This is a genomic window from Pseudogracilibacillus sp. SO10305, from assembly GCF_037072005.1.
Classification (GTDB): Bacteria; Bacillota; Bacilli; order Bacillales; family Amphibacillaceae; genus Pseudogracilibacillus; species Pseudogracilibacillus intestinigallinarum.
The window spans coordinates 68,922-85,390 of the sequence record NZ_JAXHDE010000013.1; the positions used below are offsets into that span (position 1 = coordinate 68,922).

13 protein-coding genes and 2 pseudogenes are annotated in these 16,469 nt (G+C 34.6%); 9 read left to right on the top strand and 6 right to left on the bottom strand.

From position 1 onward, the window contains the following. Positions 1-114 precede the first annotated feature (114 nt). The 5 genes and pseudogenes from ggt to SPD45_RS10990 all read left to right on the top strand — a co-directional run. A pseudogene (gene ggt, locus SPD45_RS10970) lies at positions 115-2,055 on the top strand (gamma-glutamyltransferase); the annotation flags it as partial. Between the two features lie 24 nt (positions 2,056-2,079). Beyond that, on the top strand, positions 2,080-2,733 hold the full coding sequence (locus SPD45_RS10975; protein ID WP_336267817.1) for an LPXTG cell wall anchor domain-containing protein: 654 nt from the start codon (positions 2,080-2,082) through the stop codon (positions 2,731-2,733). A 224-nt stretch (positions 2,734-2,957) separates the two neighbouring features. Then, positions 2,958-4,352: an alanine/glycine:cation symporter family protein gene (locus SPD45_RS10980; RefSeq protein ID WP_336267818.1), complete on the top strand. Its 1,395-nt coding sequence runs from the start codon at positions 2,958-2,960 to the stop codon at positions 4,350-4,352. Between the two features lie 154 nt (positions 4,353-4,506). Then, positions 4,507-4,728 (top strand): hypothetical protein, encoded by a 222-nt coding sequence (locus SPD45_RS10985; protein WP_336267799.1) that lies wholly within the window; start codon positions 4,507-4,509, stop codon positions 4,726-4,728. An 83-nt stretch (positions 4,729-4,811) separates the two neighbouring features. After that, complete coding sequence (locus tag SPD45_RS10990) at positions 4,812-5,780, top strand: tRNA dihydrouridine synthase (protein ID WP_336267800.1); 969 nt, start codon at positions 4,812-4,814, stop codon at positions 5,778-5,780. 42 nt (positions 5,781-5,822) lie between these two features. Here SPD45_RS10990 and SPD45_RS10995 read toward each other — a convergent pair whose 3' ends face one another. The 4 genes from SPD45_RS10995 to SPD45_RS11010 all read right to left on the bottom strand — a co-directional run bounded on the left by SPD45_RS10995 (position 5,823) and on the right by SPD45_RS11010 (position 8,759). Continuing rightward, entirely contained in the window at positions 5,823-6,239 is a 417-nt protein-coding gene (locus SPD45_RS10995; RefSeq protein WP_336267801.1) for a MarR family winged helix-turn-helix transcriptional regulator, read from the bottom strand. Positions 6,240-6,297: 58 nt separating this feature from the next. Beyond that, positions 6,298-7,032: an SDR family NAD(P)-dependent oxidoreductase gene (locus SPD45_RS11000; protein WP_336267802.1), complete on the bottom strand. Its 735-nt coding sequence runs from the start codon at positions 7,030-7,032 to the stop codon at positions 6,298-6,300. Between the two features lie 24 nt (positions 7,033-7,056). After that, complete coding sequence (locus SPD45_RS11005) at positions 7,057-7,806, bottom strand: SDR family NAD(P)-dependent oxidoreductase (RefSeq protein WP_336267803.1); 750 nt, start codon at positions 7,804-7,806, stop codon at positions 7,057-7,059. A 155-nt stretch (positions 7,807-7,961) separates the two neighbouring features. Continuing rightward, entirely contained in the window at positions 7,962-8,759 is a 798-nt protein-coding gene (locus tag SPD45_RS11010; protein WP_336267804.1) for an SDR family NAD(P)-dependent oxidoreductase, read from the bottom strand. A gap of 425 nt (positions 8,760-9,184) precedes the next feature. On the opposite strand from SPD45_RS11010, the gene SPD45_RS11015 reads away from it, so the two are divergent. Then, a complete protein-coding gene (locus SPD45_RS11015; protein WP_336267806.1) occupies positions 9,185-9,739 on the top strand; it encodes a hypothetical protein in 555 nt (184 codons plus the stop codon). 47 nt (positions 9,740-9,786) lie between these two features. On the opposite strand, the gene SPD45_RS11020 is transcribed toward SPD45_RS11015, so the two are convergent. Next, positions 9,787-10,263, bottom strand: a complete 477-nt coding sequence (locus SPD45_RS11020) for a nucleoside deaminase (RefSeq protein WP_336267807.1) — start codon at positions 10,261-10,263, stop codon at positions 9,787-9,789. A gap of 242 nt (positions 10,264-10,505) precedes the next feature. Here SPD45_RS11020 and SPD45_RS11025 point away from each other — a divergent pair, with 242 nt between their 5' ends. From SPD45_RS11025 to SPD45_RS11035, 3 genes are all read left to right on the top strand, one after another. Then, positions 10,506-12,011, top strand: coding sequence for an Hsp70 family protein (locus SPD45_RS11025; protein ID WP_336267809.1), 1,506 nt, complete (start codon positions 10,506-10,508; stop codon positions 12,009-12,011). Position 12,012: 1 nt separating this feature from the next. Further along, complete coding sequence (locus tag SPD45_RS11030; RefSeq protein WP_336267810.1) at positions 12,013-13,149, top strand: J domain-containing protein; 1,137 nt, start codon at positions 12,013-12,015, stop codon at positions 13,147-13,149. 200 nt (positions 13,150-13,349) lie between these two features. After that, entirely contained in the window at positions 13,350-16,211 is a 2,862-nt protein-coding gene (locus tag SPD45_RS11035; RefSeq protein WP_336267811.1) for an AAA family ATPase, read from the top strand. Positions 16,212-16,250: 39 nt separating this feature from the next. Here SPD45_RS11035 and SPD45_RS11040 read toward each other — a convergent pair. After that, positions 16,251-16,469 (bottom strand): annotated as a pseudogene (locus tag SPD45_RS11040) (IS5/IS1182 family transposase); the annotation flags it as partial.

Here is a 16,469-nt window from a genome sequence, read left to right on the forward strand (position 1 = left end):
TACAATTTGAATCCGATTTATAAAAGATACGTCAATCGTACTATTGAGTGAAAAAGGTTAAGTATGATACGGTATTTTATGTAAGCGTATTCAATGAAAAGAAGGAGGAATATAATGAGAAATCGTGTATGCAAATTAGGGAGTATAATTGCAACGATCATGTTATTATTTTTCAGTTTTTCACAAAATATAACATACGCACAAACAAATACTGAAGGTGATCCACCTGATAATCCCGGTGTCAAAGAGGAACAAACAGACATAGGAGAAAAAGGGATGGTCGTAACTGCTCATCCAGAAGCGACTGAAATCGGAGCAGAGGTGTTAAGACAGGGTGGAAATGCAATGGATGCTGCCGCTGCTATTCAACTGGCATTGAATGTTGTTGAACCACAAATGTCAGGTATTGGTGGTGGAGGATTTATAATGTATTATGATGCGGAAACGAAGGAAGTATTTGTTTTAAATAGTAGAGAGAAGGCACCAGGTGGGGCGACAGAAGATATGTTTATTGATCCAGAAACTGGTGACCCATTTCCTTTTGCAGATAGAGTAGAGAGTGGATTATCTGTAGGAGTACCTGGAACTTTAAAAGGTTTGGAAGATGGTTTAAAAGAGTGGGGAACGATGTCTTTAGAAGAGTTAATCGATCCAGCAATTGAATTGGCCGAAGAAGGACACAATGTTAACTGGGCATTAGCAAATGCGATTGAGAGTAATGCAACAAAACTGTCTAAAACAGAAGCGGGCAAAGTATTTGTACCAAATGGACAACCTTTAAAAGAAGGAGACTTATTGGTACAAGAAGATTTAGCTAAAACTTTTAAACTAATTAAGGAAAAAGGAACAGATGTTTTTTATAATGGAGAAATTGCACAATCTTTAGTAGATGAAGTGCAAGACAATGGCGGTTCTATGGATATGCAAGATTTAAAACAATATAGTACAGATATGGAAACACCAGTAAAAGGAAATTATAAAGGGTATGATATTTATTCCATGCCTCCTCCAAGTTCAGGAGGTTTAGTCGTTATTCAATTATTATCTATGTTCGAACAATTAGATTTAACGCAGTGGGATATTCGTTCTACTGAAAAATATCATCATTTAGTGGAAGCATATCATTTAGCTTATGCAGACCGTGGACAGTATATGGGAGATGAAAATTATATTGACGTTCCAAAAAACGGGTTGATACATCCAGAATATATTGCAAAACGAATTGCTTTAATTGATCCGAATAAAGCTAATGATAATGTGGAGCCAGGGAATCCTTGTGAATTTGAAACAGAGGAAATAGATGACGTGTGTGCAGATTATGCTTCGGTAGAGGATGAAAGTAAACAAGGTGAGGAGGGGTCTACAGAAGAAACGGAATTGAATGGTGAGGAAGATGAAAAAGAAGAAGCACAAGAAACAAAAGGAGAATATGATCAAGAGGAAAATGAAGAAGCTACAAACGATGGTGAAATAAGTGTTGAAAATAATGTGGAAGAAGAGGAAGGACGGGTAGAAGGGGAAACGACACATTTCACAGTAGCAGATCAGTGGGGAAATATGGTTTCATTTACAACGACAATTGAACAAGTATTTGGTTCAGGTATGATGGTTCCCGGATACGGGGTCATGTTAAATAATGAATTAACTGATTTTGATGCAACACCAGGTGGTGCTAACCAAGTGGAGCCGAATAAACGTCCATTAAGTAGTATGAGTCCGACAATCGTATTGAAAGATGGAGAACCATTTATGACTGTGGGCTCGCCAGGGGGAACGACAATTATTACGTCTGTTGCTCAAGTTATTTTAAATGTAATTGGTTATGATCAAGAATTAAAAGATGCGATTGAAGAACCAAGGTTATTTTCTAGTGCATATCCATCCATTCGTTGGGAGTACGGTGTTCCAGGTGATGTAAGAGAAAAAATGATTGAGATGGGCCATGAATGGGAAGAACAAAATTTAGAAATCGGAAACGTAAACAGTTTATTAATAAAGGATAATATGTACTATGGTGCAGCTGATTCTACTAGAGAAGGAGTTGCGATTGGTCTGACAGAGGAAGATTTTGCAGAAGAAATAGATGTAACGAAATTAGAAGAAGCATTAAAAGAGGCCGAAAAGCTAAATAAATCTGATTATACGAAAAAAAGCTGGGAGAAGTTGGACGATGCGATAAAGTCTGCTCAAAACCTATTATCAGATGAACAGAAAACACAAGAAGAAGTGGATGCAACATTAAAAAAGTTAAACGAAGCGATGAATGAACTTGAGAAGAAACAGAAAGATGTAGATAAATCAACATTAGAAAAAGAAGTCAAACAAGCGGAAAAATTAAACGAAGCAGATTACACAAAAGATAGTTGGGACAAGTTTCAAGCAGTATTAAAAAGTGCTCAAACTATTTTATCTAAGGAAAATGCAACGGAAAAAGAAGTAAAGGAAGCATTAACGGCACTTAAAAATTCAGTAAAAGAATTAAAACTGAAAGATAAGAAAGAACCGAATGATGCAAAAGAAATAGGAGAATCAAACACAAATAACAATGAACAAATAATGGATGGAAATAACGCTGAAACAACCATTGTAAAAAATGACAACGATGATACGAATAAGAAAGGTGGAATTTTACCAAATACAGGAACAGCTATTTTTAATATATTACTGATTGGTGTTGGTCTCCTAATAGTAGGTGTAATTTTATTTGTCATTCGTAAAAGGAAAGTTTCATAAAGTATATTTATTTTAAAACCTAAGATAAAATGTTAGAAATGTTAACTAACGCTTTGTCTTAGGTTTTTTAATATAACAGAATAAAGTAAAATTTCACACAAATAAAATGAATAATATTCTGAAAAATCACTATAATTCTTAATGATTGCCAATTATTTAAAATCTTAGTAGAATGAAAAAACGTGCACAAAAGAATTTTTGAAAGGAATGTAAGCGTTATGATAATGGATTTTTTAAATTGGTTAGTCGGGCCATTAAATGATTTTATATGGACTTATATACTTATCGCTATTTTATTAATTTTAGGCGTGTATTTTACTGTACGAACAAAATTTGTACAAATTCGTTTGTTTAAAGAAATGTTTCGCCTTATTGTAGAGAAGAAAGAAAATGATGATGGAGTTTCGCCATTCCAAGCATTTACGATTAGTGCTGCTTCTCGAGTCGGAACTGGGAACGTAACAGGAGTGGCTCTTGCAATTGGGGTTGGTGGACCTGGAGCTGTTTTTTGGATGTGGATCATCGCTTTAATTGGAATGGCAACCGCATTTATAGAGAGTACATTAGCTCAAGTGTACAAAGTAAAAGATGGTGACACATTCCGTGGTGGACCAGCTTATTACATGGAAAAGGCATTAGGTATGCGTAAACTTGGAATTGTTTTCGCAATTCTGTTAACGTTATCATTTGGATTTATCTTTAATTCCGTTCAATCGAATACAATAAGTCAATCATTTTCAGACGTCTTTGGTATTCCAAATTGGGTAATTGGTTTAATATTAGTCGTATTAACAGGAATTATTATTTTTGGTGGAGTTAAACGTATTGTAAAAGTGACAGAATTAGTCGTACCAATCATGGCGACATTTTATATTTTAATAGCACTCTTTATCGTAGTAATGAATATTTCACAAATTCCCGCTGTTTTTAATTTAATTATCAGTCATGCGTTCGGAATGAAAGAGGTTGTCGGTGGTGGAATTGGTGCAGCAATGATGGAAGGAATTCGTCGTGGATTATTCTCTAATGAAGCAGGAATGGGGAGTGTGCCAAACGCAGCTGCGACAGCAAACGTTTCACACCCTGCAAAACAAGGATTAGTTCAAAGTTTAGGGGTCTTTTTTGATACAATTATGGTCTGTTCGGCAACAGCTTTCATTATTATTTTAGCAGATATTTATGGTACAGGAGAAAAAGATGGTATTCTTTTAACACAAGCTTCTATGGAGTTACATGTCGGAACATGGGCACCATATTTCGTTGCTATTGCGATTCTATTTTTTGCGTTTAGTTCGATTATTGGAAACTATTATTATGGAGAAACGAATATCGAGTTTATTAATGCAAATAAAGCATGGATGAATGTTTATCGTGTATTAGTGTTAGTGATGGTTATGTTCGGTGCATTAGCACAAGTGAGCTTAGTATGGAGCATGGCAGATTTATTTATGGGAATGATGGCAGTAATCAACTTAACGGTCATCGTCTTGTTAGGAAAAGTTGCCTTCAAAGTGTTAGATGATTTTACCGTACAACGTAAAAAAGGGTTAAACCCAGTATTCAAAGCATCGAGTATTCCGGGATTAAAAGGTGCAGAATGTTGGGAAGATAGAAAGTAAATAATTGATGGGGACATCATTAGTTTCTCATTAAAAAAGTCGGTCATGTTTATCACAAAAGATAAACATGACCGATTTTAATTTTGTTGAAATGATAGGAGAATATCATAATTTATTGTGTATTGACCTCCACTCTGTTGGTTGAGGCCGGATCGTGGAACGAGTAGTAGATTTATGGAGCGCCGTAGTTGAATGGGTAATTCCAGTAGAAAGTAATATATGGAAATGTCCTTTTTTCATTGATGATTATGCTCAAAATTACGATTATGAACCAATTGAAATAATGGAAATAGGTTATGATGATTATTTAGTTTTTGAGCTTGATGGTGTTATGAAGGGAAGAAACATTCATACGAGTGAAATATTCATGCCTTAAAAATAAGTTTTTTTACAAGTATTCTTACATCTTTTACGGTATAATAAACGACTAGGTATACGTTTATTAAAGGAGATTGAAACATGAGTACGGACAATTTTTGGCTAGCTTTACCGAAGCCGTTTTTTATATTAGCACCGATGGAAGATGTGACAGATGTAGTGTTTCGTCATGTAGTAGCGAAGGCAGGTCGTCCAGATGTATTTTTTACAGAGTTTGCAAATACGACGAGTTATTGCCATCCAGATGGTACAGAAAGTGTGCGAGGTCGTTTATTATTTACCGAAGACGAGCAACCAATTGTTGCTCATATTTGGGGAGATAACCCGGACTATTTTCGTGAAATGAGCATCGGAATGAAAGAAATGGGCTTTAAAGGTGTCGATATTAATATGGGATGCCCAGTTCAAAACGTAGCGGCGAAAGGCCGTGGTGCAGGCTTAATTAATCATCCGGAACGTGCAGCTGATATTATTCAAGCGGCAAAGGAAGGTGGACTACCAGTAAGTGTGAAAACACGTATAGGTTATACGGAAATAGAGGAATGGCGTACTTGGTTAACACATATTTTACAACAAGATATCGCTAATTTATCTATCCACCTTCGTACACGAAAAGAAATGAGTAAAGTAGCGGCACATTGGGAATTAATTCCGGAAATAAAGCAATTAAGAGATGAAATTGCTCCAAACACTTTACTTACGATTAATGGGGACATCCCTGATCGTCAAACTGGACAGGAGCTGGTTGATAAGTATGGTGTGGACGGAGTAATGATTGGCCGTGGTGTATTTACAAATCCATTCTGTTTTGAAAAAGAACCGAAAGAACATACAGCATTAGAACATTTACAGTTATTAATGTTACAGCTTGATTTACATGATAAATATGAAAAAATTGAACCGAGACCATTTAAACCATTGCTACGATTTTTCAAAATTTATATTCGTGGGTTCCATGGAGCAAGTGAATTGCGTCACCGCTTAATGAGTACAAACTCTACAGACGAAGTGCGACAAATTGTACAACCTTATATGGATGCAGGTATATAAAGAGGTTGCTATCACTTTTCATTAAGTGATAGCAACCTCTCTTTATGTTTCATTTAATTTTTGATAAATGTTTAATAATTGGTTTAATTCTTCTTTCGTTAATTTTATAAACATTTCCTCACGTAATTTATGGCCTTCTTCGTTTGCACGTGTGAGTAAGTTTGTACCTTCTTCTGTAATGTCCAATAAAATAATGCGGCGGTCATTATCATCTAAAGAACGTACTGCTAAACCACGTTTTACTAATTTTTCACATAAATGTGTTACAGTTGGTGGTGTAAGTCCTAGCTCTCTCGCTATTTGAGAAGGGCGTGATTTTCCGTTGGTATATAAGTAGCCAAGTGTTAGAACGTGAGAAACACCTAAGTCTTCATTAAATGTTTTGTTCCATTGAACGATTAAACCGTTCGTAAATTTATCCATATTGTGTAAGATTTTGAAAACCGTTTGATCTTGCAATGCCTTCCCTCCTCTACCACCTAATTATAACAAGTTTTGTAAATTGATTCTATTTACCTTACTGCGCAGAAAACCCACCGTCAATGACAATCTCAGCTCCAGTAATATAACTAGAATCATCAGAAGCTAAAAATAGTGCTGCTTTTGCAATATCTTCTGGCTGCCCTAAACGTTGTAAAGGAGTCGCTTGAATAAGTTGATTTAATAAATCTTTTGATGTACTTAAGCCTTGTGTCATCGGTGTTTCAATAATACCTGGGAATAATGCATTCACACGAACACCTTGACGACCGAATTGTGTTGCCGCTGCTTTGGAAATAGCACGAACAGCCCCTTTGGATGCAGAATAATGGTTAAAACCTTGTCCAATTTGTGCTGTATAGGATGAAATGTTCACGATAGAACCTTTTCCTTGTTCCGCCATAATTGGTGCGATATGTTTCATGCCTGCAAATGGTCCGAATCCATTGATCGCCATCATAAAATCCCAATCTTCTTTATTAATTTCTGTATACGGTTTTTCTGAAGAAACACCAGCATTGTTAACTAAAATATCAATTGAACCGAACCTTTCTTTTACATCATGTGCGAATGTTTTCCAAGCTTCGTCTGAAGAAACATCTAGTTTCATGCCGTGAACATTTTCTTTTTCACTCGCTTTTGCTAATGCCTCTTCATTAATATCTGCAGCAATTACGGTTGCACCTTCTGCACGAAATACATCGACCATGCCAGCGCCAATTCCTGAAGCACCACCTGTTATAATTGCTACTTTTCCATCTAATTTACCCATGTAAATCGCTCCTTTTATTGTGATTTATCTTAATTTAATGGAACCACCATCTACCATAAATGTTTGTCCTGTAATATAATTTGCATCATCACTTGCTAGAAATACTGCTGTACGTCCTATATCTTTTTCTGGATCTCCTAAACGTCGTAATGGAATTCCTTGAATCATTTGATCGTATAAATCTTTTGCTCCTTCACGCCATTGTTCGACACCTGGTGTTAATGCAATCGGAGAGATTAAATTGACATTAATCCCTTCTGGTCCCCATTCATTTGCAGCTACACGTGAAACCGCACGAATTGCTTCTTTTGCCGCCGCGTAAGATGTTTGTGTTGGTTGTCCATTTAATCCTGCCCCAGATGCAAAATTAATTACCTTTCCTTTTGTTTCCTTTAAATGTGGGTATGCGGCTTGCATAAAGTGAACAGTTGGATAAAAGCCTGTATTAAACGATAAATCAAACATCTCTTGTGTTGTTTCCATAAAATCCGCTTGACGTGAAACGTGTGCATTGTTTACTAAAATATCTAGCTTTCCAAATTTATCCATCACAGCCTGAACTATTTCATTTGCACTTTCTTGTTTAGAAATATCTTTTATGAATAACATTCCTTCTGTAAAAGCGTTAACTTCATCTAATGTTTCCTTCCCTTTTTCTTCGTTGACATCGACAATTGCAACATGTGCCCCTTCTTTTGACATCGCATGTGCAATACCTCGGCCAATACCTGAGGCACTTCCAGTGACGATTGCAACTTTACCATCTAATCTCATCATAAATTTACTCCTTTTATTTTATGTTCCAATTGTAAAAATTTTTGCTATAGCTTCTTTAAACAATTCAATGTAACCAAATGATAATACTTACTTTCATTCAGCCCACCATAATGTATCGGAACAAAATAATTCAATCATCATGAAAAGACATTTTAATTTTTCGACATGTCTCTAAAGTCTGGGATGGTAGGGTTACCTAAATAATGACCACCTTCTACTTGAATGGTCTGTCCAGTAATAAATTTAGCTTCATCGGATGCTAAAAATAAGACAGTATATCCTATATCATCTGCTTCACCGTGATATGGTAAAGCATTGTATTTTGCAAATGTATTTAATAATTCTTTTGACATATTTCGTTTTGCAGCAGGCGTTAAAATTAATCCCGGTGCAACTGCATTACAACGAATATTATCTTTTCCATATTGTGTGGCTACATATTTTGTTAAATTGACAACAGCAGCTTTGGATGCGCCATATGCAACACGAATTGCATCACTAGCAAATGCTGCCATGGAAGCAGTATTAATAATGGAACCACCACCAGCTTCAATCATGTGCGGAATAGCGTATTTACATCCTTGCAGGACACTTTTTAAATTAACATTCAATAAACGGTCCCATTCCTCTAAGTCAATATGAACGACATCTAAGTCTTTTTGAATGTTTGTTAATCCAACATTATTAAAAAGAATATTAATCTTACCGAATGTTTTTATAGTGAAATTAATTGCTGATTTGATGGATTCACCATCTGCAGCATCTAAGAAAATTGCTGCCGCTTCTCCACCTTGTGCATTAATTTCTGCTGCAGCTTTTTTAGCTCCTTCTTCATTAAAATCTGCTAGGACGACTTTAGCCCCTTCTTTTGCTAACAATTTTGCAGAAGCGAGCCCAATTCCAGAAGCACTTCCTGTTAATAACGCTACTTTTTGATCAACTCTACCCATATTTACCACCCTTCATATATTTCAATTTAGAAATAGTTAGACGTCTAACTATTTACAACTTAATGATACGATAGTTCCCTTTTCTTTTCAAAAAATATGCCTATAGTACTGGCTACAATTAAAGTTTACAGAATATGCTATGGATAACTTAATAGTGAATGACTAAAAGTACAGAAGTAGTTGTGATTGTGAAGTATGGTTGGATAAATCCTTCTTATTATGATGATCAAGTAAGAAAAATATAATTGGTGCATATAAACAGTCTTTTATTTAGTTTTCTTCTTCCCTTTTTATGTACCACGAAAAATGGGTATTAAAACTATTGCATATTTTCTTATAGGAAAAGAATTTTATGTTAAGATAGTAGTATAAGGACTATGGGCAAATAGGTAGAAGGATTTTTTAAGGATAAAGGGGTATGCTCATTGAAGAAGTTTTATCTTATATCGTTTGTCTGTTTGATTTTTATGACAGGATGTTCAAACGATGTTGTTGCAAAATTACACTTAACGAAAATAGATGTTAGTGAAGAAACAGAGATAAGAAAACCGATGCAAGTCGTAATTGACCATTTAGAAGCGGCAGAAAATGACTTTGAAAAAAATGATTATGTATCGCTTTATGAAGAAGATGGTACGACTGTTACACATATTAATGGTAAGCGAATTGAAAATTTAAAATTTCTAGATATGACAGTATATGAAGTACGCTATGAATTTTCAGATCAAATAGATGATGCGAGACCAGATGAAGACTTATTAATCCGTGCCCATTATTTTGTAAAGCCAAATAAACATAATCGTACGAAAGAGGCTTTAGAAGAAACGTTATCAGAACGATTCGAACAAATTGATACACATCGTAAATTTTGGGTTGATGAAACGGGGATCATCTTTTATGAATATACACCAAATGGTCAAATTCGTATTATGATTGAAGACCGTGAATTGTTTGAACAGGAGTTAATTACGAGAGAATAGTTGATAGGAATAGGGATTTCAGCTGTTATATGCCGAAATCCCTTCTTTTATTTTTGATGTAATTGACGGTGTAAGTCTTTTACGATGTTAGCTAATGAATTAACAGGTCCAACTACTTCTGCATCACGAATAACATCTTGAATCGGCAAATTTTTAACGGGACTCGGTGCGACTCCGAATTCTGTTAACCATTCTGCTAATTGTTCAGATGAACTAGCATACACGATTTTACCTAATCCGACCCAACCATGAGCTGCTGCACACATTGGACAATGTTCGCCAGAAGTATATACAGTAGCTAATGTACGCTCTTCTTCTGTCATATTGTTTGCCGCCCATCTAGCTATTGCAAACTCAGGATGTTGTGTATGGTCACCACCTGCTACGTGATTGTGGTCTTCAAATAATACTTCACCATCTTTTGAAACGAGTACAGAACCAAATGGTTCATCTCCTTTTTCAAGTGCTATTTTTGCTAATTGAACAGAGCGTTCTAAAAATGTGAAATCTGTTTCAGTAATCATTATTTTTTCCCCTTTACATAATGATAAGATGTTATGTACATTGTATCATATTATAAATTATTGTTAGTTGTCATGATGGGACAAGCCGATATATAAAAGGACCTAAAATTTCAATTTTAGTAGTCTGAGATCGGAGAAAAATGAGTATATTTTACCTTTTATATAGAAAATTTTAACATATATGAATATAATATTGGATAACGCACTATATAGATAAAATGATTGCAAAGGTAGGAGATAGTATGAGAGTAGGAATTGATTTAGGAACTACTAATTCGGCTGTCGCATATATGAACGAACATGGTGTCGCAGAGATATTAACGAATTGTGAGGGAGAAAGAACAACTCCGTCGGTAATATTAATGGAAGGTGATAAGGCTATTGTTGGAGAGGTAGCTAAGGAAGCGTCTGTGACACAAGTTGATGATACGATTCAATTTGTGAAACGACAAATGGGAAATCCAAGTTTTAAAATACCATTGCCTGGTTCAGATAAAATGATTAATGCGGTAGAAGCATCAGCAATCATATTGAAGAAATTGGTACAAGATGCTGAGCAGGAGTTATCAGAAGAAATTCATGATGTCGTTATAACAGTCCCTGCTTACTTTGATGATGCAAAGCGTAACGCTACGATAGAAGCGGCAGAAATGCTCGGGTTAAATGTGTTGAAAATAATTAACGAGCCTACATCAGCAGCATTAGCTTATTATCATTTAGATAATGAAATGAAAGACCAAAATGTTGCGATTTATGATTTAGGTGGCGGTACATTTGATGTAAGTATCGTGAATATTACGAACAATGAAATTAAAGTGTTATCGACAGACGGGGATTCTAATTTAGGTGGTTTTGATTTTGATAACGCTATTGTTGATCATGTTATTAATGTGTTTGAAGATGAAACAGGTGTTGACTTATATGATGACGACGATGCAATGCAAGAACTAAGGGAAAATGCTGAAAAATGTAAGAGATCCTTATCGAGAAGAGCGAAGTATGTTGTGCCAGTTTCGTCATCAGGACATTCTTTAAAGGTAGAAATTACAAAAGACTTTTTCAATGAATTAATTAATCCATTACTAAATAGAACGAAAATTGTGATGGAAGATACAGTACGAGAGGCAAATTTAACGTGGAACGATATCGATAAAGTATTATTAGTAGGTGGTTCTACTAGAGTGCCAATGATTACAGAAATGATTGAATCATTTACAGGGATTAGTCCTTCTAAGGAATTAAATCCAGATGAAGTAGTAGCGTTAGGAGCTGCTGTACAAGCATCTCTCATAGATATGGGTGAGATCGAAACAACTAGACAAAATATTATTGTAAAAGATGTTAATTCACATAGTTTAGGTACAATAACGACAGATGAGGGTATAGAAATAAACGCCATAATTTTACATAGAAATACGGAAATACCGTGTTCTTCCTCGCAAGTCTTTTATACAGTAGCGGACAACCAAGAAGCAATTAGAATGCGTATTACAGAAGGGGAAGATACAGATCCAGAATATGTACATATTATTGGAACTAGTGTATTAGATTTACCACCGGGCTTGCCGGCAGATTCGCCTATTAGAATTACCATTTCTTATGACAAAAATGGAATTGTAAATGTAGTAGCAGAAGATGTAACGAACAACAAAGACTTAGGAGAAATGGTGATAGAACGTCAATCAAATATTACTCAAGTAGAAATGGAAAAGAAAAAAGAAGTAATATTAGCAATAGAGGTGGAATAAATTGATTAATTATTATGAAGTATTAGGCTTAAACATGGATGCTTCGGCAAATGAAATTCAAGAGAGAGTCATTGCAGAAATTAATAAGTGGAGAAAAAGAGTAAATGCACCAAATCCACAAAAACAAAGAGAAGCATCAGAAATGATGGAGCTTATGCAAGAAATTCAAGATACCTTGTTAGATGAAAATAGACGTGTTGCGTATGATGCAGATTTAATGGAACAAGAAAGAGAGGCTAATAACGCACAACAAGCGCAAGGAGCACAAGAAGCACAGGCTTCTGACCATGACAGGCATATTGATGAACTGTATAAGCGTTTTGATTTTCATTATGACCAGCAAAATTATGGTGATGCGATTGAGGTTGCCAAACAGCTAGTAAGGGAGTTACCAAATAACCCTTATGCATGGCATAAACTAGCCATTGCAAACTACTCTTGGGATAATTTTGCATCTGCTAGATATGAAATAGAACACGCTATTTCTTTAAAAGAAAATGAAGCACATCATCATTATACTGCGAGTGTAATTTACCATGATTCTACAGATATGAATTATCAAGAAAGACTAAAGAGATCGATAGAATTTCTGAATAAAGCGTTAAGTATAGAGCCAAATAATGTACTATATCGAACAGAAAGCGCACGTTATTCTTTTATTCAAGGATATTATCAAGATTCGATTAACTTATTAGAGAATATGGTAAAAGAAGGAACTATAACTGAGAATGGGGAACAAATTTTAGCTTCTTCCTATGTAAAAAAAGTTCAAAACGAATGTGCAACACAGGTGAATTACAGTAATGGAGGCCATGAATTCTACTTCACAAGTAAAGACTTAATTCATACAGCTTTACAAACTTTAGGACATGCACTCAATTTCGCCAAGGATAACGAGACGAGAAACGATGTACTTCATCTTCATCAGCTTGCTGAAGGATCATTAAAATATACATATAATTTTAAATTTTTAATTTTAATTATAATTGGTGCTATATGGTTTTTAAATGCACTAGGTGATTTTAGTATCATTGCAATGGCTATATCTGGTGGACTTACTTATCTTGGTTGGGTTAAATTTAGACAGCCAATATATGTAAAAAACAAAAAGTTCGTGGATAAATTGCCAACTAGTTAACAAAAAAGAGATTAGGACAAAACAAAAAGGTAGATATGAAATATACATAGTAGTAACAAACGTGTCATGCGGATTCTCTTATATGGTGTAAGTAATATGAAGAGATGGCTAGTATGGTAATTACTATGTTATTTCATCTTCCTACATATGAGTGTCCTAGTCTCTTTATTTTATAAGGAAACAATATAGGAGTGATTTATTTGTTCCAAGGACAAGAAAGTAAAGTACAAGAAATAAAAAATCAATTGAATGTGCAACGAGATAATAACAATGATATAACACAGTATTTAAAAGATGTTTCTAAAAGTAAAGAATTACGTCAAGATATAGAAGCACAAATTTATATTGCTGAAGAGTTTTTGAATCTTGGATTAGTAGATGAAGCTGAAACTTTATGTAAAAGGTTAATGCGAAGAAGACCGAATGATATGAATGTACAAGCATTGCATGTGAAGATTCGTAATACAACTATCGAGCAAAATACAGATAGTCTTACTCCATTGGAAAGAAACCGAAGAGTGGTAGAACGGATCGTCAAAAACGTGGAACAAAAGATAACAGGCTTACAACCACTTATTCAATTACTATCTAATATGTTACAGAAATCTTTATTAAATGAGCAACAATTACTTGCCTATAAAGATGTAATTTTATTATCTAGTAAACCGAGCCAAGGTGTGAAAACAACTATAAAAACATTTTTTGAACAAGCTTATTCCTATAAATTAATAAATAAAAAGGAAATAGAGGTCATCGATTTAGCTCAATACAGCCATGAAGGTAGCAATATGTTACATTCCTTTTTATTAGATATGTACCATGCCTTTCATCATGATAGTCAGGTCACGGTATTTAAAAACATCGACCAATGTCCACAAGACTTATATTTACAAATGAACCAATTAGTTTCTGAAGGATGTATTAAGTTAGATGGGCGTTATAGTTACCGAAATGGTACATTACAAAAAGTCGAAGGTGTACTTATTAGTGAAAGTTTTAATGCAATAGAAGCAAAAGAGCAATTTCTTATTTTCCATACAAACCGTACATTAGATGATGCATTAAAAATATTTACGAGTACAAGCCAAGCGAAAATAAAAACTTTATATGAAATAGAATCTTTATCCAACGATGAAAGTTTAAAGTTATTCAAGATGTTTTTTGATCATTATTTAAAATTATCTCGAAATAACTTAGGAATCGACCTTTCTATAGATTTACAAACATTCCAATCTATTGCATCTTCTACTTTTAAAGCGGGTGGGGCAGTTTCTTTAAACGATTTTGCCTATCAAGTTTTTGAAAAAATAAATGATTATTTTATTCAACATGTAGATCAAGTGAAAGACCAGTGGGAACTTGTTTATGATATGGAAAAGGTATGTATTAAAAATGAACAGAATCATATCCCTCTTTTCATGCCACAAGGTAAAGGGAAAAGTTTACAAAAAATTGAAGAAGAAATAGCTTCTTTAATAGGTTTAGAAGAAGTAAAACAGTCATTAATGGAATTGAAGTTTTATTTAGAGAATCGTACGAAACGTATAGAACGAGGTCTTGATTCTGATTTAATATCCATGCATATTTTATTTAAAGGAAATCCAGGTACAGGTAAAACGATGGTAGCAAGGAAGTTGGCACAATATTTAAAGGCTATTGATTACTTATCTGAAGGACAACTAGTAGAAGTTGATCGTTCTGGACTTGTTGGAGAATATATTGGACATACTGCGACAAAAACAATGGGCAAAGTGGAAGCAGCAATGGGTGGAGTATTATTTATTGATGAAGCGTATGCACTTGCAAGAGGAGGAGAAAATGACTTTGGTCAAGAAGCCATTGATACTTTAGTAAAGGCAATGGATGATTATCGCGGCAAATTTGTTGTCATTTTTGCAGGTTATCCAGAAGAGATGGATGAATTAATGGAAATGAATCCAGGTTTACAATCGAGAATTTCACATAACTTCTTTTTTAGTGATTACTCTACTGCACAACTTATTGAAATAGCAACGTTAGTAGCTAACAACCAAGGTTATATGATTGATTCTAAAGTAAAAGAAATGCTTCCATCCTATTTTGAAAGATATCAAATAAAAGGTAAAACAGATAGTGGAAATGGAAGGCTAGCTCGAAGAATCGTGGAGGAAGCGATAACGAAACAATCTGTGCGTCTCATGCAGAATGACACATTAACAGAAGATGATTTAAATGTGTTAATAATGGATGATTTCGGCCTAGAAGAAGAGGAACCATTTGATTTAGAACAAGCGCTACAACCTATCATAGGGTTAGATCATGTAAAAGAAATGGTACGCACTCTATATCGTCAAGAGTTAATTAATAAAAAACGAAAAGAAATGAACCCTGTTTTTAACCATGAGCAATCATTGAACTTCATTTTTACCGGTAATCCTGGTACAGGAAAAACAACGATTGCCCGGGTAATTGCAGATTTATTTAAGAGTATTGATATAATAAAACGCGGGCATTTGGTAGAGGTATCCAGATCTGATTTAGTTTCGGGATATATTGGTCAAACAGCGATAAAAACGGAAAAAGTTTTCCGTAAAGCACTAGGTGGTGTTTTATTCATTGATGAAGCCTATTCTTTAGCACAAGGTGGAGAGAACGACTTTGGACAGGAAGCAATAGATACATTAATTAAATTAATAGAAGATTATCGCGGAAATATTGTCGTTATTTTAGCTGGTTACGAACAATCGATGGAGAATTTTTTAGCGATGAACGAAGGGATTCATTCTCGTTTTACGAAGACGCTACATTTTAAGGATTATACGACAGAAGAGTTATTTGCAATTGCATTAAAGGTTATTGCTGATAGTGGCTTCCACTTAAATGAAGCGGGAAATCGTGCTTTGAAGGACTATATTTTTGAATATTGTGTTCATGTAGATGGAAATGGTCGATTTATTCGAAATATGATTGAAGAATTAATTAGGATTCAATCAGATCGTATTTTCATGGACGAAGAAGATGCATTATTAACAATCACGGAAAAAGATGTTTTAACTTATATAACAAAAAATCAGCATACGTAATCTTATAATTAAAGAGGCTGGGACATAAACTAGTCTCAATTAAATAAAAATGCTTGTGTTTATCATTAAAAGATAAACGCAAGCATTTTTTCTATCCTCAGGTGAAAATGTTCCCTTTTCAGTGTTAATGGCGGTGTGTTTTCTTATATTTACCGCCATTAACGCAAATCCCATTTCGTTATGCACGTTTGAGTTTCCTCGAACTGACATTCGAGTGAAACCTAAATTAGCTTTCAAAAATCCAAAAAAAGGCTCTAT

Bases quoted from the DNA above. Each gene is read 5' to 3' on its own strand.
- SPD45_RS11025 (WP_336267809.1), top strand. From the start codon at position 10,506: ATGAGAGTAGGAATTGATTTAGGAACTACTAATTCGGCTGTCGCATAT.
- SPD45_RS11005 (WP_336267803.1), bottom strand. From the start codon at position 7,806: ATGAGATTAGATGGTAAAGTTGCAATCGTCACTGGAAGTGCCTCAGGT.
- SPD45_RS11000 (WP_336267802.1), bottom strand. From the start codon at position 7,032: ATGGGTAAATTAGATGGAAAAGTAGCAATTATAACAGGTGGTGCTTCA.
- SPD45_RS10980 (WP_336267818.1), top strand. From the start codon at position 2,958: ATGGATTTTTTAAATTGGTTAGTCGGGCCATTAAATGATTTTATATGG.
- SPD45_RS11020 (WP_336267807.1), bottom strand. From the start codon at position 10,263: ATGATTACTGAAACAGATTTCACATTTTTAGAACGCTCTGTTCAATTA.
- SPD45_RS11010 (WP_336267804.1), bottom strand. From the start codon at position 8,759: ATGGGTAGAGTTGATCAAAAAGTAGCGTTATTAACAGGAAGTGCTTCT.
- SPD45_RS10990 (WP_336267800.1), top strand. From the start codon at position 4,812: ATGAGTACGGACAATTTTTGGCTAGCTTTACCGAAGCCGTTTTTTATA.